This is a genomic window from Microcoleus sp. AT3-D2 (assembly GCF_036705715.1).
GTDB lineage: Bacteria > Cyanobacteriota > Cyanobacteriia > Cyanobacteriales > Microcoleaceae > Microcoleus.
Genome location: NZ_JAUBVE010000019.1, coordinates 9,985 through 31,904, shown reverse-complemented (window position 1 = coordinate 31,904; position 21,920 = coordinate 9,985). Strand labels below are relative to the sequence as shown.

The 21,920-nt window shown below is 44.7% G+C and carries 16 protein-coding genes and 1 pseudogene; 8 read left to right on the top strand and 9 right to left on the bottom strand.

Annotated features, from left to right (window positions below):
* Positions 1-114 precede the first annotated feature (114 nt).
* The gene (locus QUB44_RS11205) at positions 115-2,160 is read right to left on the bottom strand and encodes a S8 family serine peptidase (RefSeq protein WP_333366734.1); all 2,046 of its coding nucleotides are present in this window, start codon (positions 2,158-2,160) and stop codon (positions 115-117) included.
* 254 nt (positions 2,161-2,414) lie between these two features.
* Here QUB44_RS11205 and QUB44_RS11200 point away from each other — a divergent pair, with 254 nt between their 5' ends.
* From QUB44_RS11200 to QUB44_RS11185, 4 genes are all read left to right on the top strand, one after another.
* Positions 2,415-3,470 carry a UPF0104 family protein gene (locus tag QUB44_RS11200; protein ID WP_333366731.1) on the top strand — a complete coding sequence of 352 codons (1,056 nt, stop codon included), beginning with the start codon at positions 2,415-2,417 and terminating at the stop codon, positions 3,468-3,470.
* A 220-nt stretch (positions 3,471-3,690) separates the two neighbouring features.
* Positions 3,691-4,344: a DUF1190 domain-containing protein gene (locus QUB44_RS11195; RefSeq protein ID WP_333366728.1), complete on the top strand. Its 654-nt coding sequence runs from the start codon at positions 3,691-3,693 to the stop codon at positions 4,342-4,344.
* A gap of 294 nt (positions 4,345-4,638) precedes the next feature.
* Positions 4,639-5,946: a glutathionylspermidine synthase family protein gene (locus QUB44_RS11190; protein ID WP_333366725.1), complete on the top strand. Its 1,308-nt coding sequence runs from the start codon at positions 4,639-4,641 to the stop codon at positions 5,944-5,946.
* 18 nt (positions 5,947-5,964) lie between these two features.
* Entirely contained in the window at positions 5,965-6,690 is a 726-nt protein-coding gene (locus tag QUB44_RS11185; RefSeq protein ID WP_333366722.1) for a hypothetical protein, read from the top strand.
* Positions 6,691-6,850: 160 nt separating this feature from the next.
* On the opposite strand, the gene QUB44_RS11180 is transcribed toward QUB44_RS11185, so the two are convergent.
* Together QUB44_RS11180 and QUB44_RS11175 are read right to left on the bottom strand one after the other, a co-directional pair.
* Complete coding sequence (locus QUB44_RS11180) at positions 6,851-7,600, bottom strand: amino acid ABC transporter ATP-binding protein (protein ID WP_333366720.1); 750 nt, start codon at positions 7,598-7,600, stop codon at positions 6,851-6,853.
* Positions 7,566-9,029, bottom strand: a complete 1,464-nt coding sequence (locus QUB44_RS11175; RefSeq protein ID WP_333366718.1) for an ABC transporter substrate-binding protein/permease — start codon at positions 9,027-9,029, stop codon at positions 7,566-7,568. Before QUB44_RS11175 ends, QUB44_RS11180 begins: the two co-directional genes overlap by 35 nt.
* A gap of 389 nt (positions 9,030-9,418) precedes the next feature.
* Here QUB44_RS11175 and QUB44_RS11170 point away from each other — a divergent pair.
* Positions 9,419-9,550 (top strand): annotated as a pseudogene (locus QUB44_RS11170) (GMP synthase (glutamine-hydrolyzing)); the annotation flags it as partial.
* 96 nt (positions 9,551-9,646) lie between these two features.
* Here the strand turns inward: QUB44_RS11170 and QUB44_RS11165 are convergent.
* On the bottom strand, positions 9,647-10,180 hold the full coding sequence (locus QUB44_RS11165; RefSeq protein WP_333366713.1) for a DUF2726 domain-containing protein: 534 nt from the start codon (positions 10,178-10,180) through the stop codon (positions 9,647-9,649).
* 21 nt (positions 10,181-10,201) lie between these two features.
* On the bottom strand, positions 10,202-10,474 hold the full coding sequence (locus QUB44_RS11160; RefSeq protein WP_333366710.1) for a hypothetical protein: 273 nt from the start codon (positions 10,472-10,474) through the stop codon (positions 10,202-10,204).
* A 361-nt stretch (positions 10,475-10,835) separates the two neighbouring features.
* Here QUB44_RS11160 and QUB44_RS11155 point away from each other — a divergent pair, with 361 nt between their 5' ends.
* The gene (locus QUB44_RS11155) at positions 10,836-14,261 is read left to right on the top strand and encodes an NACHT C-terminal alpha/beta 1 domain-containing protein (RefSeq protein WP_333366708.1); all 3,426 of its coding nucleotides are present in this window, start codon (positions 10,836-10,838) and stop codon (positions 14,259-14,261) included.
* A gap of 542 nt (positions 14,262-14,803) precedes the next feature.
* Here the strand turns inward: QUB44_RS11155 and QUB44_RS11150 are convergent.
* Positions 14,804-15,724 (bottom strand): cation diffusion facilitator family transporter, encoded by a 921-nt coding sequence (locus QUB44_RS11150; RefSeq protein ID WP_333366705.1) that lies wholly within the window; start codon positions 15,722-15,724, stop codon positions 14,804-14,806.
* Between the two features lie 241 nt (positions 15,725-15,965).
* On the opposite strand from QUB44_RS11150, the gene QUB44_RS11145 reads away from it, so the two are divergent.
* Positions 15,966-16,313, top strand: a complete 348-nt coding sequence (locus tag QUB44_RS11145; protein ID WP_015174783.1) for a hypothetical protein — start codon at positions 15,966-15,968, stop codon at positions 16,311-16,313.
* Between the two features lie 126 nt (positions 16,314-16,439).
* Here the strand turns inward: QUB44_RS11145 and QUB44_RS11140 are convergent, their stop codons facing one another.
* The 3 genes from QUB44_RS11140 to mtnA are packed head-to-tail and all read right to left on the bottom strand — an operon-like array spanning position 16,440 to position 18,885.
* Positions 16,440-17,297: a rhodanese-like domain-containing protein gene (locus tag QUB44_RS11140; protein WP_333366702.1), complete on the bottom strand. Its 858-nt coding sequence runs from the start codon at positions 17,295-17,297 to the stop codon at positions 16,440-16,442.
* Between the two features lie 3 nt (positions 17,298-17,300).
* The gene (locus QUB44_RS11135; protein WP_333366700.1) at positions 17,301-17,786 is read right to left on the bottom strand and encodes a type IV pilin-like G/H family protein; all 486 of its coding nucleotides are present in this window, start codon (positions 17,784-17,786) and stop codon (positions 17,301-17,303) included.
* Positions 17,787-17,823: 37 nt separating this feature from the next.
* Positions 17,824-18,885, bottom strand: a complete 1,062-nt coding sequence (mtnA, locus tag QUB44_RS11130; RefSeq protein ID WP_333366697.1) for an S-methyl-5-thioribose-1-phosphate isomerase — start codon at positions 18,883-18,885, stop codon at positions 17,824-17,826.
* Between the two features lie 532 nt (positions 18,886-19,417).
* Here mtnA and QUB44_RS11125 point away from each other — a divergent pair.
* Positions 19,418-21,920 (top strand): DUF4347 domain-containing protein (locus QUB44_RS11125; RefSeq protein ID WP_333366694.1); only part of this gene is annotated, 2,503 nt, incomplete at its 3' end.

Below are 21,920 nucleotides of genomic sequence, written 5' to 3'. Positions count from 1 at the left end.
GAGATTGTGGGTTTTTGGCAATTATTGTCTGTGAACCCGCCCCTACGAAATCTGGTAACAGTATGTCAAGCCCATTACCAATTCCCAATTACCAATTACCAATTATCAATGAATTCAAACCGCTCGATTCGCAGTTTCTGCAAGAATCCTCTTAATATCAGCAGGAGTCAGACTCGGATTAGCCTGCAACATCAAAGCTACCACGCCGGATACTTGTGGCACTCCCATTGAAGTACCGGAAAAATATCGATAGGGAATCCCTGGTTGAGAAAGCGGTACAGTTGAATAAATATCAGCAGAATCCGCCCTACCACCGTCGCCGCCCGGAGCAACAAAATAATTAATAGTCTCCGCACCTGCCCGGTTAGAATAATCCGAAAACAAGCCATTTCGCGTAACACCACCGATAGCAATTCCTACCTCATTGGCAAACCGAGCCGGATAATCTACTTGTGGGCGAGCATCATTTCCCGCCGCCGAAATCACGATCGCGCCTTGAGCTTCAGCCGCTCGAATCGCATCCAATTCTTGAGCATTCAACTGTAGGCCACCCAAACTCACATTTATGATCTTCGCTCCATTTGCCACCGCATAATTAATCGCATTAATTTCATCCCGAATTTTACCCACCCCTGCCCCATCAAGTATTTTCAAAGGCATAATCTTCGCAGTTGGAGCCGTACCAGTAATCCCAACCCCATCTTTTTTCGCAGCAACTAAACCCGATATATGAGTGCCGTGATTGTTATCATCCATCGGGTCATTATCGTTGTTGACAAAATCCCATCCTCGGAAATCGTCAACAAAGCCATTGTTGTCATCATCAACCCCGTTGCTAGCTTTATTGCGACCGATCGCATCAACGCCGGTTTCCCCCGCATTGCTCCAAATATTCCCCGTCAAATCCGGGTGATTGTAGTCAACTCCGCTATCAATAACTGCCACGATAATTCCGTCTCCAGTCAAGCCCTGGGCCCAAACCTCTGGAGCTTTAATTAAATCTCTACCCCACTCGTCGCCACCCAAGTCGGGAACATCAGGAAAAGTTGCAGTACCTTGAGCTTTAGCAACTGCCGCCGCTGCATTCACTAAACCGAACCCAAAACGAGAGTCAAAACCTTGCAAGTTGCTCGGATTGTTAGGAGAAACAGTTGCAGGAGTTGCAGACAGATTTAGGGTGAAATCTGTACTGCCTTGGTATTGATAAACTCGGACAAAGTAAGTTCCTGCGTCTAAACCGTCGATGTCGATCGACTCCGGCGATAAATTCGGTTGTTGAGAAGAAGCAATAATATCGGTGAAGTCAATAGAATTGTCGCTGTTAAGATCTTTAATCACAGCAACGTCAACATCCGCCGTCAAACCGCTGACAGTTAATTTAAAGTCGCTAGTGGCAGGCAAAGTAAAGCGGTAAAGGCCGTCTGGCCGGGCGTTGCTAACTGAATCTGCGATCGTTTGAGTGCCGCCCAAAACGCCTAAATCGCGAGCTTGATCCAGTTGGTTGCCCAATACGGTAGTTGCAGAGATGAATGTACTGGCGAGGTCTTGTGGAGATGCGTTGGCTACCAAGCCTAAAATAGCATTGGATTGGCGAATTTTAATTAATGTATTGGAAATACCGGGGGCGATCGATATTTCTTCGAGAATCAAGTCAGCTTCGGTAAGATTGTCAGTCAGTCCGATCGAATCCACAAAACTGTTAAAGTCAGTAATCACGTCTGCAGCAGCCGGATCGGAGACTGCGGAGTCGCTGCGAAGGACAAAGGTATCTGGGCTCAAACCCCCTGTCAGCGTATCTTTACCCCCATCGCCCACTAAAACGTCGCTGCCGTCGTCGCCGTTGAGGGCATCATCTCCCTTACCTCCCTGCAAGGTATCGCTGCCGGCATCGCCAAACAGGATGTCGCTGCTGACACCGCCGTTAAGCACATCGTTGTCTGCACCCCCGAACAGGGTATCGGAATTGCTGCCGCCGAGAATGCGATCGTTACCATTATCGCCACTGATGCGATCGGCATCCGACGAACCGACAATAAAATCGTTGCCGCCGAGGGCAAAAAATCCGTTAGGATAAGGAGTCAAAAAGCCCGGAGTCAAGGCGAAACTATTGGGGCTATCATCTAAAAGATAGGAAAGACCGTCAGGGCTCGGGCCGGGCATAGAAATGTACTCCTAGTGAGGTATATCGATCTAAATTTTAGATTTTAAATTTAAGTTTGTGGTTAAGAACGCCCTAAATAGTCTGTAAGGCGGGCATTACGCACAGTCTGTAGAGGCCTGCATAGGTTAGGTTAAACAAATTTCTTCCGTCATATCATGCCGTGTAAATCAACCACAATTCCGCCTTAGCCCCTCTAAAATGTAAAATCTAAAACAGTATAACTTAATCCCAAATTCAAAATCGGGATCAGAAAATGGGAAAACAACACTTGCATCGAATTCAAAATTTTTTCAACATCGCAAAGTCGCATTTAAAGCCTTATTTGCGCTATTTGATTTTGGGCGGGACGTTTTTATTTATTGCCAAAGCGTTTTTGACTCACTGGCGAGAAGTCGCGAATATCCAAATTCGAGCCGAAAGTTTTCCGTTACTGGCGATCGCCCTTGGCGTCACTTTACTTTCTCTAATTTTTGTCGGCTGGGTGTGGATGTTGATTTTGCGGGAATTCCGTCAACCTGTAACGGCAGCCTGGGCGATTCAAGTTTTTCTCAAAACTAATATTGCCAAGTATTTGCCGGGGAATATTTGGCATTTTTGGGGTCGAATATTGGATGCAAAAAAGGCAGGTATTTTCCCGAAAGCTGCTACTCTCAGCGTGTTGCTGGAACCGCTGCTGATGGCTTCGGCGGGCGTTTTGATTGGGTTGATTTGTTTTGACCAATTCAATTGGTGGTTGCGGATTGTCGGTTGTGTTGCTATTTTAACGGCGATTCATCCCCGCATTTTAAATCCGATCGTTCTCTTTGTAGAGCGGTTGAAGTTATCAAAGAACAATGGGGAAAATTCAAAGGCTGGGGAGGCTGCGGAGGAGCAACTAAATTTTACTACAGAGTCTACTTCCAATATAGCTAAAAAAACATCTAATGTCAAGTCCCGCCGCAAAATTAATTTGCCAATTAAACGCTATCCTTTAGTGCCGTTAATCGGACAAATGTGTTTTATCGGATTGCGGGGCTGCGGTTTTTTGCTAACTGTAACGGCTTTAACTCCGGTGGAATTTAGCAATATTCCCAACTTGTTCGGTGCTTTTTGTTTTGCGTTTGTTGTCGGTTTAGTTGTGCCTGGTGCACCGGGAGGGATGGGAGTATTTGAAGCAACGGCGATCGCCCTGCTTTCCGATCGCTTTTCTACGGGTATAATTTTGAGTGCCGTGGCTTTGTATCGGATAATTAGCATTCTGGCGGATGTTTCCGGTGCATTTTTAGCTAAGCTCGATCGGCAGCGAAATCAGCGCAGTCAAAAAAGGTGAATTTGAAATAAAATATTTGAGGAATATAATTTGCTGCGTTCGAGGAATCCCTGAATCGGGCAATGTAGTAAAAGCTATAATCAAAGTCGTGAGTGCCAACTCACAAACTTAGGTAATTTACTTGAATTCTGGCTGACCGTGTAAATCCAATCATCTCAGTGGCAGCAAATTCATCACATTACAGCTTCTTTGAAATAATGACTCTAACCTTCGGTTAGCCATGACTCATAACAACAATCGAACGACAACAATTCGTTACCTTCTAATTACATCAGGTGTACTGGCGATCGGTGGATTAGGCTATCTTGCTTATACCATGTTGCGCCAACCCAAGGAAGTACGCTACTACGCATCCGAACAGCAATGTATTGTAGATGCGACGAACCAAAGCAACGGGTTCACCAAAGAGCAGTGTCAGGCCCAGTTCCGGTACGCAATGCAGGAATACGAACGCATTACGCCCGTGTATCGCACGCAGCCAGAATGCCAAGAAGACACAGCAAGCATTTGCTCGCAGGTATCGAATTCCAGCGTTGCTACCCCCGGATGGCGACCAGAGTTCGGCGGCTTCTATTTCACCGATGATGTCGATGATGAGCCCCCTCCAACAGTGGTCAACGGCGGCTCCAGCGGCTCCTACAGGGTTTATCCAGTGCAACCCGTTTACCGCTCCAACATCGGAATTGTAACTCCAGATAGAACCCAGATTACTCGTCCCCTACAGGGCATACCGCTAGATTCTCCCTACTTTTCCTCCAGTCGCGATACCCCAAATCGCCCCCCAGGCCACGCAGCTCGGGGAACCATCAAGGGACGAGGGAGCTTTGGTAAAGCTGTCCGCTCCACGGGTTCTTTGGGAAGCGGAGGCAAGTGACATCGATTCCGGTTGCACTCCTTATCATTGTTGACTGTTGACTGTTGACTGTTGACTGTTGACTGTTGACTGTGAGTCAAAAAAATGAAAATTGCGCGAATTATTTGTTGGCATCGGGATTCGACTTTACGCCCGACGATGAAGCACGGATTTGATATCATTCCGGCGCAGCGGGAATTGATATGATGCAAGCATTTTTGAGCGGCGATTCATCCCACAACTATTTTTTCTCTAATTCTTTCCTCTGTTTTTGTAAATCATTGAGTTCCACCCCACTAGCAAGGCGCTTCAACCATGTATCCCTTTTTGTTTCAGCGACGACGCAACTGGCAGCAGCACGTATTAGATAACGCCTACCAATGTCAGCCTCTTGCAGACATCAACCAACGCTACTGGGCAGAAGCCTTAGACCGTCCCTTTGGGGTGATGTTTTCGCGCCAGGAAGAGGCGAGCATCTGGGATGCTACTGAGGCTCTTTGGGATATGTGTCGGGAGTTTTTGGACTGGTTTTTCACCGCTGATGGCCTAGAAAATCGGATGAAAAAACTCGCTATTCCCCCTGCTTTCTGGGAAGCAATTCAGATTTCGTGGGATCGGGTTGACGAAGCAGAAGATATGTCTCTTTATACCCGTTTCGATCTTGCCGTCACTGAAGATGGAAAAATTAGCCTTCTAGAAATCAACGGCGAAACTCCTCTCTTGGGTGCAGAAACAGTTTATCAATGGTTGTGGTTAGATGACATGAAAAAACCAAGCCGAGATTTGCGATCGCTTCCCAACGATGCCAATCAGTTCAACAACTTTTGGGACGAAGTTGCGGGTCGATTCCGCACTCTAAGTCGTCATTATGATTTAAAGCAGTTCGGCCTGAGCTTGTTAATTGACGAGCATCTGTCAGAAGATACCGAGATGGCAGGACAACTGGTCGAAATTATTAATCAAGAATTGGGAAACTATCGCTTTTTTACCCAACTTGTAGGATTGCGTAACCATCTGGGCGTGGATGAAGAAGGATTTTTTGTCGATCAATTCAATAATCGGATCTTGCGGCTGTGGAAAATCGTCGATTGGCTGGATTTGCAACTCGCAAGCGAATCCTTTAATGCAGATGAAGCCCTAGCATCGCGCCTGATAGCAGGGGACGTGAAAATCATTGAACCGCTGTGGAAACAGATTTTAAGCAATAAAGGAGCGATGGTGTGGATGTGGGAATTATTTGGCAACCACCCAGTGTACGCTCAATTCTTGCTACCCACTTTCTTCACAGATACTATCTCGCTCGAATCCACAGCATTGCTGACCCAAATGCACGTCAAAAAGCCCCTCGTCGGTCTAGAAGGTGTTGGGGTTTCTATTGAAACAGGCGATTTTGTTGCCGGAGCCGTTCACGCCCGCGAGGCGATGGGCTACGATCGCGAAGGATTCATTATTCAGTCCTATCAACCCTTGCCCGAATATTTTGGCTACCACTTCGTCGTAGGTTCCTGGATTGTCGGCGATACTCCATCCGGCATCGTATTGCGAGGAGATACCAATCCGATCACCGGACGACATTGCTTAATTGTTCCGCATATCGTGAGCGATCGTCTGGTGAATACTTAACTTCTAATCACAAAAACTATGAAATTACAAACTCATGATGTCCGGGGAATTCCGATTCTTAGCAGTGAGTGGAGTGTAGATGAATTTATTGCCGATGAGTTGAAAATTCCCGAAGTCGCGCCTACAATTCAGGCTGGATTTATGGATCTCCTGAGCCGAGATGTGTTCTCTGAGGGAGACAGTCAGCCACTCTACGAGCATCTGCTATCTCGCAGTTCCGAGTTCTCGTTAGAATTCATGAGTGCGATCGAACTTTGGCTGCAAGATGAATTACGGCATTACGTTGCTCTACGTAAGGTCTATCACATGGTATCAGGTTTGTCCCCAGAGGCGATCGACCAAAAAAACCAGAGTCGGGTGCATGAACTCGAACCGATCTCGTTTCTGATTGAGAACGAATTCACCATTCTAGTTGGTTTAATGTTTGACGAAATGGGTTCCGTGTGGTCTTATCACCGGGATATTAAGGAATTCTACCAACACTATGGGAAGGGCTTTGCTCGCGTAGGACATTTGGTCACGCAGGATGAGGGGCGGCATTTTAGGAATGCTGCGACTCTCATCCAACATCGCCATCCCGACAAAATCGATCGGATCGAACCCTTATTAGAAAAGATTAGCGAGATGGAAGCCAGTCTTGCTTATTATCCCAAGACTTTCTTTCTCGATCACGCTCAGGAAAGACACCGCTTTCCGAAAGATTTTAATACCCAGGTGATTCAAAGAATTCTCTCCTTTTTCTAACAGAATTACCAAGTTAATCATCGGATCAACATTATTATACTTTCCGTGGCGATCGAGCATCTCCAACCTGACGAACCCTACCGCAACTGTCTCTTTCTCCTCTAACTCTCTCTGTGTCCTCTGTGTCCTCCGCGGTTAAAAACTCTAATTATTATATGAATTAAAGCATTTTTTCCAAAAATTGCTTGGCGCGATCACACTGAGGGTTACGAAAAAACTCCTGCGGCGGCAAATCTTCCGCCACCTTTCCGCCATCCAAAAATAAAATCCGGTGGGCGACTTCCCGCGCAAAACCCATTTCGTGAGTTACAATCGCCATCGTAATTCCCGTTTTCGTCAAAGCTTTCATCACATCTAACACTTCTTTAACCATTTCTGGATCGAGTGCAGAAGTCGGTTCGTCCATCAACAAAATCTCCGGTTCCATAGCCAAACAGCGGGCGATCGCCACCCGCTGTTTTTGTCCCCCCGAAAGCTTAGAAGGATAAACCTCGGCCTTATCTGACAAACCCACTTTTTCCAGCAATTCTAACCCCTTCAGACGCGCTTCATCCTTAGCCACCTGCTTCACCTTTACAGGCGCATACATCACATTTTGCAGCACAGTCATGTGCGGGAACAAGTGGAAATGCTGAAAAACCATCCCCACTTTCTGGCGGATTTTCAGAATATCTGTCTTCGGCAGAGTAATATCCACCCCGTCAATATATATGTGTCCCGAAGTCGGAATTTCCAGTAAATTCAAACACCGCAAAAAAGTAGACTTGCCGCACCCCGAAGGGCCGATAATGGCAATCACTTCTCCTTTATGAATCTCAGTAGTTATCTCGCGCAAAACCTTCAGATTGCCAAAAGATTTATACAGGCGATCGACCTTAACTGCTAGTTTGGAGTCTACGTTCAAGTACATTGGCCCCCCAAGTTAAACTAAGCACCATCAAATAATAAATTGCGCCGACAAATATCAAAGGTTCAAAGTAAATATACTTTTCAGCTCCCACAATTGTAGCGCGGCGCAGCAAGTCTTCTACGCCAATTACTGAAACTAAAGCTGAATCCTTCAGCAAAGCAATACTTTCATTCACCAATGCAGGCAAGATATTTTTCAACGCTTGCGGCAAGATAATATCGCCCATCATCAGTTTGTAGGGAACGCCAAGGGATTCTGCGGCTTCTTTTTGACCTTTATCTACGGCTTGAATTCCGGCGCGGATTGTTTCGGAAATATAAGCCCCAGAATTCAGGAAAAAAGTAATCACGCCAGCTTGCAGCGCCGATATATTATAGCCCGTAAGCTGCGGCGTGGCAAAATAAACTAACGTCAACTGCAAAATTAGCGGTGTTCCGCGAAAAATTGAGGTGTAAGCAGTGGCAAACCAAAACAGCGGTTTAATGCTAGAAATCTTAAACAGAGACAGCACGATTCCCCAGATAAATCCCAGAAATGCCGACAGCAAGGTAAAAGTTAGCGTTACCCAAATCCCGGACAAAATATAAGGCAAACTCGGCCAAATTTTGCCAAAATCTAACCCGAACTTGGGCGCTACCGGAGGCTGATTTGCTTGAGCAGGTTCTTGCGGAATTGGTCGAGAAAACCACTTAGTAGCTAGTTCCTTAATTTGACCACTGGCTTTCATTTGCTGGAGGATTCGGTTGAATTCTGGAACTAATCTTGAACCTTTCGCAAAGGCGATCGCCGAACCGCTTTCTTCAGTATTCGGAATTGTGTTAAATTCCAAGTCTGGGTTCGCTGCTGCATAACCCGTAGCGACAGTATCCTCGATCACTCCTGCGGCGATGCGGTTCGATTTAATTTCTTGAATGATGTCAGGAATCCTATTGAGAGCAGCCAGTTGCACACCGGGCATTTTTTTCACAGCTTCCTGCTGAATGCTTCCGAGTTGAACGCCTACTTTTTTCCCGGCTAAATCTTCAGGTTTGGTCAAATTGCTGCCTTTATTGGCGACAATTGTATTTTGAGCTTCGTAGTAAAGGTCAGAAAAAGCAACATTTTTTTTCCTTTCTGCTGTGGGAGTCATTCCAGCCATCACAAAATCGGCTCTTCCCGCCTGCAAAGCGGGAATTAAGCCGTTAAAATCCATGCCAACTACTTTCAGTTCGTAGCCCAATTCTTTAGTAATATATTTGGCAATATCGATGTCAAAACCGATGATTTCGTTGCCGCTAACAGCCGTATCTTTAAATTCATAGGGCGGGTAATCTGGGGAAGTCGCCAGGGTTAAAGTCTTGTTGGCTTGGGCGTAGCTGGCGATCGCAATTAAACAAAGGGCGATCGCGATCGCCGCCGCCAGCATTGATTTTAATGTTAAACGTTTCATATCGAACATTGTCCTAAAAAATCCCCGCGCCAACAAAACATACCACAAATCGGAATCCAGTCACGATTGTAAAGGAAGATATACTCCTGGACGCACGGGTTGCCAGAAACCGGATTTGATGGACAAACAAACTGCATAATTAGCCTTTAACAAGGGTAAAAAACCAGGTTATAAAGGTATTAATGCGCGCAGAGCTAGAGATAGATAATTGTGCCACCAACTTATATTTAAAAAATGTCCGAAATGCACAACTTTTAACATTTTAGAAAGTAAAGCTTGTCCGCACAACTCCCACCAATGTTGTACCGTTGTCCTATTTGCGATCGGTATTTGTAATCATCCAGCATATTCCATTTGTGGGACACGGTATTCAGTAGATCAGAGCAAAAGCTGATTGGGCGCGGGTTCCTTACGATTTGTTGGAACTGATCAGGAATCGGATTGTGAATGAGGTTAAGGGGGTGAACCGGGTGATTTACGATATTACTTCTAAGCCGCCGGGAACGATCGAGTGGGAGTAATACCATTGTCGATTATTGATTTTCGATTTGGATAGATGCCGTCTGTAAGTCCTGTGTTAATTACAGGACTTACACAGAAAATTTATAGTCTAAGAGTCAACTGTCAACTGTCAACTGTGTCGAATAGTGTTGCAAAAATCCTTCCAGTTCTGTTCGTCCTTGTTGGGTAATTGAGTTGTAGAAGACTTCTTTTTGTCCATTGGGAGTGTAGAAACGATAGAAGCGTCGATCTCGATCAATTTGTCGCAGGTATACTAAGGGAACGCCAACAGATGCAAGGAGTCGGGCTTTTTTGCGATCGCGCACCTGCACCTCTGGGCGATCGTGCCAATGAGATTGACATTCTATCACCAGTTTGGCTTTGCGACTAGCACAATAACCGCGTTCCATCAAGGCGATATCGACTCTGGAACTCACCCAAAATTTCCAAAGTTCAATGGGAAGACGGGTGAAAGTTTCTGGACGAGAACAGATGATTTCTAGGGAAACTTGGGGACAGTAACGGAAGCGATCGCCTAAAATCATCTCTAGAATATCGATAGCGATCGTTTCTAACTCGTTGATGATTTCTCCGCTTTGGAATTGGGGAAATGAAGACAAAGAATTGTCACAGTCAAAGGCGTATAGCATTAGTTTTGTTTCCGATTAGGGTTAGTGGGAATTAAGGGGGTTGTAGAGAACTGTCCAAGCGTTTGCACCAATAGCGGTGGCAGTCCAAGTGCCCTTCTGGTAAGGTTTGCCTTCTTTCCGAGCGCGGTAGAGAGTTGTGGTGGATACCTCCAGCAGTTGTGCGGCTCTATGGGTTGTGCAGGATTGCTCAATTACTGTTGGTTGGGATGGGAGTTTTACCCTTCTCTTTTTGTTAAGGGAGTCGAGGGGAGTGGGTGGCTCGTCTGGGAAAAGGCTGAGTTGGAAGGCTGTCATAAGCTGAACCTTTGAGTGTTAATGATTCAAGCCTATTGGGGTTAACTGAATTTCTCCAGAGCAAAACGGTTCAGAAAAAAGTGAACTGATCTGAACTGGTCAAGAAACTTGATGCTGACTATGCTAGGGATAGTTTTGATTAAGATTTTGCGCCTGTGCTGTTGTCCCGCCGTGGACTCAAGTCCACGGCTCATAGCGAAAGTCCACTCAAGTGGACTGAAGAGCGCTTTTTTGGGTCAGAATTTAGTCCTCTTTTAGAGGACTTTCGCTATGAGCCAGGGGTTTAAACCCCTGGCGGGCTATGCAACTGATGCAAAATTCCCAATTTCATCCACTCTGATTGTTAGGAATGAGTCAAACTATGGCATCTAGCACTGTTCGGATTGATGGCGCAGGTTTGGATAAAGTTCGTCAACGGATGGCTGAATTGGAGAAGCCTGACACTTTCGATAAAAGAGGCAAAAAGTGCTGGACTGAGGAACATCTGAGGGATCAAACCTTTGTGAGTCTTAGCACAGTAAAACGCTTTCTCAGAGGAATTCCAGTGGGTAGGGACTCTACTACCTCCATTCTTAAAGCATTGGGATTTGAACCCATAAAATTTATTGCCGAACATCACCTGAAATTGCAGACTTCCAGCCAAGAGCCACAGCCAAACATTACCATTGATTGGCAGCGAGTTTGCCAAGAAATGTTAAAGGAACAGCAAGAGGAGCAACGCTTTAGACGGAGAGCGACAGAAAGGGGATTTGAAGTTAATGTTTTTGTACCGCTAGGATTAATCGAACGGAAACAGCAGCAGCGTCGCAGTGGCAATGTGCCTATGGAACTGTTACATCAATTAGAACCGGAAGTTGTTACCCGAATTTACGAGCATGATGAATTCATGACTGACGTTATTGGACAAAACCCTACTGGAAAAAATCAGCATATTGCTATTGTGGGCGAACCAGGAGCAGGAAAGACAACGCTGTTAGATAAAATCGCCACTCACATTCAGGAAAATAATCAAGATTTGCCGATTTGCATTGCGCTGGCAAGTTTGCAAGGAAAGACACTGAAAGACTATATCCTTCAGGAATGGTTGCCGGAAGCTATGGCTCTGGTTTATCCTGATATTGATGTAGAGAAGTCTCACAAAACATCTCTACAAAAACGCTTGCGTCACGGTGGGGTGTGGCTGTTACTCGATGGTGTTGATGAAATGGCTGTAGGGGCGAACAGTTGTTTGTCCCTGGAAGAAATCAGAAACCAGCTTACTGATTGGTTGGGTAATGTGCGGGTTGTTTTGACCTGTCGAACCAATGTTTGGGATGCCCGTCTCAACAATCCCCTCACAGGCTTTGATACTTACAAAACTCAGGAGTTTAAACAAGAGCAAGTAGATGATTTTATTCAGCAGTGGTTTGCGGAAGCAAAAAATATTCAACGGGGACAGGAGTTACAGAAAAAGCTGCAAGAACTGCAAAAAGAACGCATCCGCCAACTCGTAAAAAATCCGCTTCGCTTATCTCTAATGTGTCAAATATTCAGCCAAAACAAGAAAGTCGAATTACCAGAAACAAAAGCAGAACTATATCAACACTTTGTCCGCTATTTCTATGAATGGAAACCAACCCAATCGGTTATTGATTGGGCAACTCAACCAATTTTGCAAGAAGAATTACATCAAGCCCTCGGTCGTTTGTCTATAGCAGGATTGGATAGCGATGCTAGATTTCGGTTGCCGCTGAGTTTAATTGAAAAACAAATGGGCGATAGGCTTTTTAAATTAGCCTGGGATCTAGGTTGGCTGAATTTGGTAGATCGAGAAGCTGCAACAGATGAACCTGTTTACGCATTCTTTCATCCTACATTCCAGGAATATTTTGCATCTTTAGTAATTGATAATCAATTTTTCATGGAGCGCTATCGAATTTTTGAAACCCAATGGCTAGAACCAGCTATATTATGGTTAGAAAACCCCCAAATTTCAGCATTGCTAAAGAAAGAATTGAACGACACAATAATCAATTTTAAGGAAGATATATGGAAAAATATGTATCGGCTTAAGCTTCTACCATTAAATATAGTTTATTCGTGTCAATCTGGCGAAATAGAATTTATTGCTGGACAGGTGTATTTCGTTTGCTTGGATGATCGTATACAAACAAAAGTAGACAAATTAAGGTTTCCGGGTTATGAGGAATTCATCATAGAATCGTTAAAATATTACGCTCCCAAAGAAGTCTGTGATATGATAAGTGAATTCGTCATAAATAATAGTGATTTAGAACTCTACAAACTATCTAGGCTTTTGGAAGTTTTATTTAAGATCAACCCGGAGCATGAATGCTTAAAAGTATTAATCCCTAAATTATTAAAAGATGATAATGAGGGACGTGCCATAAAAGTAGCAAAAATAGCTTTAAAAAATGATAATTTCCGGCAAATTGCTGCTGATTTTTTAGTGAGTGCTTTATTGAACGAAGATGAGCAATACGACGAAAGACAAAGTTTTGATATCGTTAATATTTTAATGGATTCTAAGATTTTGGACAAAGTGGTTATTGATAAGTTAACATCATTTTTAAATAGTCAAAATTCAATAATTCAATTTATGTCTTTATTTTATTTTTTGGAAAAACAAGATTTGATTGGGGAAAATATTAATAAATCAATCAAATTAATTGCAAATGAAGAAGATACATATGAATCTATAGATTATGCTCAAAGACAGGATTTAAATTCACCCACAAATAACTCTACAAAAAATATAGAAGCTTATTTCATGGAGCAACAAGAGAAACAATATGTTGAATTTATTTCACTAATTTGCGATGCAGAAAAATTAAATTTTACAAATTTGATGGACAATTATTTTGCAAGAAAATTATATATAGGTGATGAAATTGCGATCGCCAAAATTAAACAAACTAATTTTGAAGTCATCGATAAAATGATTGAGATTCTCCAAATAAATAAAGACAACATATTACGCCATATTTGTATTGAGATATTGATTAAGATTGAAACATTATTAAAACAATCGATTATCGATCAATTAGTAAATCTAACCGTCAATTTAAAAGACAGCCAAATTCAATGGTTTCTTGCCGCCGAATTCAAACAAATTACTCACAAAGCACAACTGCAAAGGTTAGTTTTTGGTTTCAAGGATTATGTAGAAGATGCAGTTGCTAAGTCAGACAAGGATTTATATATAATTGCTTATTCAGTGCTGTGGCATTGTGCTAATAACTTGAGTTATACAGAATTTTATGACGCTTGTTGCGTTCAACCATCCTGTACTGACTTAGAGGCACTTGAAAACATCTCTATTGCTAACTCTTCTACTCCTCAACTCCTCAACAACGTTGAGCAATTTTCAGTCCTTCAGTCTGCGGTTTCCCATAATGAAAAACTCGATCAAGCAGTACAACTGATTTGTATTGATGGTCGCGAATTTAATCCTCTAGATAATCCTGCCACTGATATCTATATCCAAATGGTAGAGCAAGGTTGTCCACAACGACAAGAAGGAATACCCACAACTATGCCACTGCTCAAAGCCTATTGGCGACTGAATTTGAGAAACCTAGAAAAACGAGTTGCTTTGGTGTTCTACAACTCTAAAATCGATCGCGAATTTAGCGAACCTTTTCTAACTGCACTGAGTGCTTTTGGAGGCACGATCGCAATCATCACCGATCGACCATGCGACAATGTAAAACGCATTTCTCCTAACCATCCGAATCTCATCGATGCAGTTTTGAAATGGCTGCATCGATCGATTTTGGAGGCTTGAAATTTGATTTAAGGAGAAGGCGATCGCTTTTTCACCAACTCAGGCGCGATCGCACTCACACCCCCAAATCCAACTCGATCGAAACATTTCTTCATCTTTCTCTGAATTAAGAAAATCGTCCGCTAAAACAGAGTAGGAGAATTTCCGCTACGATCGAGAGTAGATAGGCTAGCACCAGATAAAATAAAGTAAAAATTCCATCCGCACTACCCCTTGAGATGGCTGCGAGATCTCGGTTCAAAAGTGGAGATTTTGCTACCTTGGCATTTGCGGGGGAAAATGGCTACAGAAATTCAAAATACTTGGAATTTATACAAATAGAAAGACAGAAATCGACGACAGCCGATCGATCTATTGTGGAAAACTTGCCCTTTTCTGTGGAAAACCCTCGTTTTCCTGTGGAAAACTGCTACTAAATTAAGTGCGATCGCTCTAACCCGATTGATAGGATTTAAAAAATTGGAGGAATTGCGGTAAGTAAAAATACTTTCCCGATTCTTCAATTAATCCGTGTATCCGTCTCAAAATCACTGGTTGTGCCTTCATTTTTCAGAATCGTAGCTAATTTGGTCGGAATGGTAAGCCGGCGGCTCAACGTGAATTAAGATGCGTACAGGGCTGAAACGTTCTTCCAAACGGGCTTCTACTTCTTCTGTAATCCCGTGAGCTGTTTCTACATCGACAGCATCCACAATCATGTGCATCTCAATAAATACTTGACGCCCTACAACGCCACGGGAGGCGATCGAGTGACAGTTGACAACCCCCGGTACATCGATCGCGATCGCATGAATAACTTCCGGTGCGATCGCCATTTCATCCACCAACCAAGGCAGATTTTCCCTTAAAACTTTCCAACCGCTGCTAAATACCAAAACAGCCACAGGAAAAGACAAAAACACATCCAGGAATTGCAGTTGAGGTATATTCCAAACCTGCCCTTGCCAAACACCAATCAACCCGCCGATGACCATAATTGTCACCCAAACATCGCTCATCGTGTGCTGAGCATCAGCCACTAAAATCGCGCTACCGAGACGTTTGCCAACTCTGCGCTCGTAAAAAGTAACAAAAATATTAATCCCCAGTACAATCAGCAAAATCCACAGTTCATTTGGGGATATTTTGACAACTGTGCCACCTTTGAGCAACCTTTCGACAGCACCGCTGAGAATTTCAAAACAGGCAATTCCCAGAAAAGCTGCAATTCCCAGAGCTCCGAGAGCATCAAATTTTTGGTGTCCGTAGGGATGATCGCGATCGGGCTGCGGATTGGCATAATGATTAGTTACCAATCCTAAAATATTATTAGCGCTGTCCGTGACGCTGTGCAAAGCATCTGCCAGCAAACTGAGGGAACCAGTCAGCCATCCCACGACTGCTTTAATTGCCATCACCAGCAAATTGAGCAATAAGGTAATTATTAAAACCTTGCGGACTTCGGAACGGTTATCGGCAACCATAAACTCTCCTCGATCGGCCGTCAAGTTTTCTGGCTTCTAGTTTAAACCTTATCAAGTCATAAAAGGTTAAAAGTATTGCTGAATCTAGCTTGCGACTAGATTTATATTCATTAATTTAGCCTAGCTTCTTGAGACAATTTTTAATTAATACAAGTTTCGCAGTCCAATTGAGCTGGAATGTACTTCTTTTGGGTTACTATATTTTTTATCATTAACAATAGTATGTTAAATTTCATTGCCCATGTCTCTTTCTCCGCTGACACTGAATTTAGTCGAAGGTTCTGTCTCCTTTAGCTTTTCCCCGCAAGCCGCGCGGGATTTGCAAAGCGAAATTGCAGCTTTGATGGAAAGCTTGAAAGCTGTAGCAGCCAAAACCGCTGGCGCTAAAGCTTCTCCCCAAAAACCGATGGAATATCGGTATGCAGGAGATGTATTTTTGGAAGTTTTCTGCAACCCGAATATCTGGCCAACTCCTTTTGCTGCGAAAGTGCTGATTACGGTTCGGGACGATCGTGTGCGCGTGACCACCGAAGCCGAACTCAGCCGCCTGCGCGACGATCTCGCTCAGTATATCGAACAAGTAGGTTGAAATTCTCAACCTCGATCGTTTGTAGTTAATAGGTTGAATCTGAGTTCAGATACCATTCTCAAGAACAGGCTTTCCAGCCTGTTCCACAAACATTAAATTTTCTTGTGGGGAGTAGGGGTTGGGCTTCTAGCCCGCCCGTGAAAGGATTACTGACAAAGGATAGCTATCTGCAGGCGACGCCGACCATTCCCACATTGAACCTGCATAATTCTTAGCATTAAATCCCAAATTTGTCAAGACACAAGTCAACCATGCAGAACGAATTCCCCCGGAGCAATAAACCACAATTTGAGTTGACTGCGAAACTCCTTTCTGGTGCAAAATAGCGACAATTTCCCCACGACTCAGCAGTTGTCCCTGTTTGTCCATTAACTGTTTGTAATAGAGGTGAACCGCACCGGGAATGTGGCCGCCCCGCTTTTCTCCGTAAGGCGTTTTACCTGCATATTCTCGCGGCTCTCTGGCGTCAATAACTGCTAAATTAGCATCTCCTAAAATAGCTTTCAATTCATCCCGCTGAATTTCCCAATTCGAGCGGCGAGATATTACAAAATCTCCTGTTTGCGTTGGATTGTTTGCAGCTTTTACTCGATTAATTCCCGCTTTGATTAAAGCCCGATATCCTCCATCGACAAAAACTGCTTTTTCGTGTCCCAAAGTCCGCAACATCCAAACAATTCGCCCGTCTTCGCCCCACCCTTTCACCGAATCGGCAACCACTATCACAGGTTTGTCTTGACAAATACCAATTGCTTGCAGTTTTTGAGTTAAAACTGTGTTATTTTCAATAATTTTTCCCTTTTGGGGAAAGTCGGAACGCGAAAATTCCTGCCAAGTTACGGGAATAGCTGGTGGGAGACGGCAAAACCACTTTAAAATGGGTGTGCGAGCATCTAGTAAAGTAGCTTCTTGTTCCAGCAATTGCTTAGCTAAATCTGCATTTACTATCCAGTTATTTGCTAAATTACCCAGTAAATTAGACATAATTTATTGAGTAACTTTTGCTGTATTAGCACCGCAGGCTAAAACCCCTTTGGTATTAGTTGGATTTGCTGGTTTAGTCTTGCCCGGAGCAGCATTTATACACAAGATTGTTTGGGTATTGTTTTCCACCAAAAAGACTCCCCCCACAAAACTTTTGAGATTAGCTTGCTTCGATACTCCGTAGTTAAATACAGCACCTTTTTTCATCATGCCGATCGAGTAGCTGTAACTGGCTGAGTTAGGTTTAACTTGGAGACCGAGATAAACCAATAGATTGGAAACAGAACTTGTAAAGCCTGCTTTTTCAGCATAGTAAACTTGCTGAGCTTTATTCATCGAACCCACAAAATTTTTCGCTTGTGATTCCTTAGCTTTAAGCGTTTGTGACACTTGAGCTTCCGAGACAGGACTGAAAACAACTGGCACAGTTAGAGCTGCGATCGCAACTTTGATCTGCCAGTTGCTGCTATAAATTCTGCTTAATTTCACATACACCCGGTGGAATGAGCAGTTTAGTAACATACAATTAAACCAATTGTTTTGCTTGAAACTGTTTCAACGCTCCAGGAGCAACCGTGCCGTGTTCTGTAATAATTCCCGATATTAATTCCGCCGGAGTTACGTCAAAAGCGGGATTGTAAAATTCGACTCCCACAGGACAAATCCGCGTAGTTCCAACTTGATACATTTCAACTGGATCGCGTTCTTCAATGGGAATTTTGCTGCCGTCGGAAAGTTCAAAATCTATGGTAGATAGAGGCGCAGCGACAAAGAAGGGAACGTTGTGAGCTTTGGCAACAATTGCTAAACTGTAAGTGCCAATTTTATTGGCAGCATCGCCATTAGCAGCTATTCTATCTGCACCGACAACTACTGCGTGAATCATGCCGAGTTTCATGCAGTGGGCTGCCATATTGTCAGCTATTAATGTGACAGGAATTCCTTCTTGCACGCATTCCCAAGTGGTGAGTTTTGCACCTTGGAGACGGGGCCGAGTTTCGTCTGCAAAAACTCTTCCGAGTCTTCCTTCTCGCCAAGCAGAACGAAATACACCTAAAGCAGTACCGTAGCCGGCAGTTGCTAATGCACCTGCATTGCAGTGAGTTAGTAAGTTCAATTTTTCCGGTGTAGCGGGCAGAACTTCTAAACCTTTGTCGCCGATATCTTTACAAGTTTGCAAGTCTTCTGCTTGAATGGTTTTAGCCATTTCTAACAAAGTTTTTTGCACTTGTTCGACAGAACCGCTAGTTTTCTCGGCTGTTTTGAGCATTCGCGATATTGCCCAAAACAAATTAACCGCAGTGGGACGAGTCGATCGCAATAACTCGCCAACTTGTTCTAATTTAGCGAGAAATTCGGTACGATCGCCGGTTTCGATTTCCCTCGCCCCCAAATACATCCCGTAAGCTGCTGCTACCCCGATCGCCGGAGCACCTCGGACTATCATAGTTTTAATCGCCTCAGCCATATCTTCGTAGCGGCTAATTTCGACTACACCGTATTCTTTCGGCAGTCGGTTTTGGTCAATTAGCAGAACTCTGTCTTCTATCCAAGTGACGGGGGAAACAGGGGAGTTTTGAGCGGTCATCTATTTCAATTATGTGAGGGACAAGTTTCTATGATGCCATGAAGGCGACTATTCCTCTATGTTATGAGGGACACGCTGAATTTGCCAAAATCCCAGCCATGCGGTTTTAGCTTCGAGACTGGAGATTTGAGATTGAATAATTGCTGCATACCCACGACTCTCTGGGTTTGGAACTTATACAGAGTTGGATTCTTTTTCACAAAAGTGTACTTAGTAAAAAACCGAACATTAAGTTGTGTAAATTATACTTACGTTTTTTGAAAAATTTCCGTAACCGGGAACAAGCTAGCTGTACCTGGGGTCTGGTTTTTTTAAGTTGAGAATGAAAAAGTGCGATCGAGCAACTTTCCAGCTCCAACAGATTTACAAGAAGCACAAAAATAGATAATTGTAAAGCTTTGTCTGTACAACTTTTACTGAGTTGAAGGCGGGTTTTGTGGTAGCCGTATTTGTGGTGGATTGAAGTAGCGATTATAATCGCACGGAAACAACATTTTGAAAACCTACTTAGGTGCATGGGGGAACAGTAATTATGAAAAACCTACACATAGTCTTCGTAGATTCAGCAGTTGAAGATTGGCTAAGTCTGGCGGTTGGTGTTAAAGCGGGGATGGAGGTAATTTTAGTCGATCGGACGCGGGACGGCATCGAACAAATTGCCGAAGCACTGCATATCCGCAAAGGTATAGAAAGCGTTCACATTATTTCTCACGGGGAATCGGGAAGTTTGCAGCTAGGGCCAACTATCCTGAATTCCGACAATTTAGAAACATATAGCGACTGTTTGAAACAGTGGTTTTCGTCATCTGTAAACTCAATTAAAAATCAATTTGAAATTCTGCTATACGGATGTAACGTAGCAGCAGGTGAAAAAGGAGAGGCTTTTGTACAAAAGCTAAGCAAGTTAACAAAAGCTAATATTGCTGCTTCTTCAGATATTACGGGGAGCGCCCAAAAAGGCGGAAATTGGGTACTTGAATACGCTACTGGAGCGATTAAAACAGGATTGGCGATCGAGCCGGAGGTGATGGCAAATTATGCACATACCTTGGCGACGTTTACTGTTATTAATACCGCTGACGCTGGGCCGGGTTCGCTGCGAGATGCGATTACTCAAGCAAATGCCACTGCCGCACCACCGCACAATATTAACTTTGCCATTGGTACAGGCTTGCAAACGATCGCTCCCCTCTCGATATTGCCACCTATTACCGCTCCCATAATCATCGACGCTACCTCGCAGACTGGATTTGCAGGCATCCCACTTATTGAGCTATCTGGCAACAATACTGTTGGAAACGGTCTGATCCTTGCTGCTGGTAGCGGTGGTAGCACCGTGCGGGGATTAATAATCAATGGCTTCACCACCGCAGGCATCTCCGTTGAAAGCAATGGGAACACAGTATCTGGCAATTACATCGGTCTTGATGCCACCGGCACTCTGCCCAGGCCCAACGGCGTATTTGGCCTCGTCATTCAATCCGGTGCGACCGGTAACATAATTGGCGGGCTTAACCCGGGCGATCGCAATGTCATTTCCGGCAATACTACTTTCGGTGTCATCATTGCTGGCGGGAGCAACTCTGTACTGGGCAACTTCATCGGCACTAATGCAGCGGGCACGGCTGCAGTAGCCAACATCGGTGCCGGAGTAGTTATCCAAGAGGCAGCTAACAATATAGTTGGGGGCAGCACGGCGGCTGCCCGCAATATTATTTCTGGTAACGGTACTGGCGCAGTCATTGCTGGCACGGCAGCCATCAACAACCAACTCTTAGGCAACTACATCGGTACAGATGTCAGCGGTAACAATGCAGTTGCAAATAGTGTGGGCGTAGCTCTCCAGGGAAGCGCAAACAATAATACGATTGGCGGTAGTGTAACAGGTGCTGGCAACGTCATTTCCGGTAATGCTAACAGCGGCATCAGCATTGTTGACAATAGCAGCAGCAACGCTGTCCAAGCCAATTTCATCGGCCTCAATGCCGCTGGAACAACATTGAGCAACGTTGCTGGCGTCGTCATAGATAATGGGCTCAACAATACGATCGGTGGCAATACAGCAGCGGTTCGGAACATTATTTCTGGCAATGTTGGCAGTGGCATCAGCATCTCGGGTGTCGGTGCCACAGGGAACAGTGTGCGGGGCAATTTCATCGGCACCAATACCGCAGGTACGGCAGCCATCGCCAACGGCGGTTTTGGCATTGCTATCACTGCGAATGCCACCAACAATACAATTGGCGGGGACTCCACGGCAGGCGAGCGCAACGTCATTTCTGGCAATAGCAATAGCGGTGTCATCATTAATGCCGGGGCTACAGGTAACTTTGTGCGGGGAAACTTCATCGGCGTCGGAACCGACGGCACTACCGCAGTGGCGAATAACGCTCCGGGCGTATTGGTTGACTCTTCCAATAACGCGATCGGTGGCACAGCACCTAGCCTGGGGAATACAATAGCCAATAACGCTATAGCTGGGGTCACAGTTAATTCCGGTACCGGCAACAGCATCCAAAACAACTCCATCTTCGCCAACCTTGGCTTAGGCATCGACCTCGGCAACAACGGCATCACCGCCAACGATGCCGGCGACGCCGACATCGGTGCAAACAACCTCCAAAACACCCCCGTACTCACTACGGCTACCGCCAGTGCTGGCAGCGTCACCGTCGCGGGAACTTACAACAGCATTCCCAGTACCACATTCACCCTGCAAATTTTCGCCAACACTCCCCCCGGCACCCAAGGTCAAACCTTCATCGCTTCTATTCCGGTAACTACTGACGCCGCCGGCAACGCTGCTTTTAATCAAACTTTCCCAGCAGCCGTCACCGCAGGCCAATTAATCACCGCGACAGCAACAGACGCCGCCGGCAACACCTCGGAATTTTCCGCACAGCCTGTGCCCGTGGTCGTACCGCTGAGTACCATCACCGGCATCAAATTCAACGACATTGACGGCAACGGCACTCAAGCTGCCGGAGAACTTGGCGTGCCCGGAGTCACTGTTTTCCTCGACACTAACAACGACG

Excerpts from the sequence above, each read along its gene's own strand:
- QUB44_RS11155 (WP_333366708.1), top strand. The coding sequence starts at position 10,836 with ATGGCATCTAGCACTGTTCGGATTGATGGCGCAGGTTTGGATAAAGTT.
- QUB44_RS11195 (WP_333366728.1), top strand. The coding sequence starts at position 3,691 with ATGACTCATAACAACAATCGAACGACAACAATTCGTTACCTTCTAATT.
- QUB44_RS11200 (WP_333366731.1), top strand. The coding sequence starts at position 2,415 with ATGGGAAAACAACACTTGCATCGAATTCAAAATTTTTTCAACATCGCA.
- QUB44_RS11145 (WP_015174783.1), top strand. The coding sequence starts at position 15,966 with ATGTCTCTTTCTCCGCTGACACTGAATTTAGTCGAAGGTTCTGTCTCC.
- QUB44_RS11165 (WP_333366713.1), bottom strand. The coding sequence starts at position 10,180 with ATGCTATACGCCTTTGACTGTGACAATTCTTTGTCTTCATTTCCCCAA.
- QUB44_RS11160 (WP_333366710.1), bottom strand. The coding sequence starts at position 10,474 with ATGACAGCCTTCCAACTCAGCCTTTTCCCAGACGAGCCACCCACTCCC.
- QUB44_RS11190 (WP_333366725.1), top strand. The coding sequence starts at position 4,639 with ATGTATCCCTTTTTGTTTCAGCGACGACGCAACTGGCAGCAGCACGTA.
- QUB44_RS11185 (WP_333366722.1), top strand. The coding sequence starts at position 5,965 with ATGAAATTACAAACTCATGATGTCCGGGGAATTCCGATTCTTAGCAGT.
- QUB44_RS11205 (WP_333366734.1), bottom strand. The coding sequence starts at position 2,160 with ATGCCCGGCCCGAGCCCTGACGGTCTTTCCTATCTTTTAGATGATAGC.
- QUB44_RS11175 (WP_333366718.1), bottom strand. The coding sequence starts at position 9,029 with ATGAAACGTTTAACATTAAAATCAATGCTGGCGGCGGCGATCGCGATC.
- mtnA (WP_333366697.1), bottom strand. The coding sequence starts at position 18,885 with ATGACCGCTCAAAACTCCCCTGTTTCCCCCGTCACTTGGATAGAAGAC.
- QUB44_RS11150 (WP_333366705.1), bottom strand. The coding sequence starts at position 15,724 with ATGGTTGCCGATAACCGTTCCGAAGTCCGCAAGGTTTTAATAATTACC.
- QUB44_RS11180 (WP_333366720.1), bottom strand. The coding sequence starts at position 7,600 with ATGTACTTGAACGTAGACTCCAAACTAGCAGTTAAGGTCGATCGCCTG.
- QUB44_RS11140 (WP_333366702.1), bottom strand. The coding sequence starts at position 17,297 with ATGTCTAATTTACTGGGTAATTTAGCAAATAACTGGATAGTAAATGCA.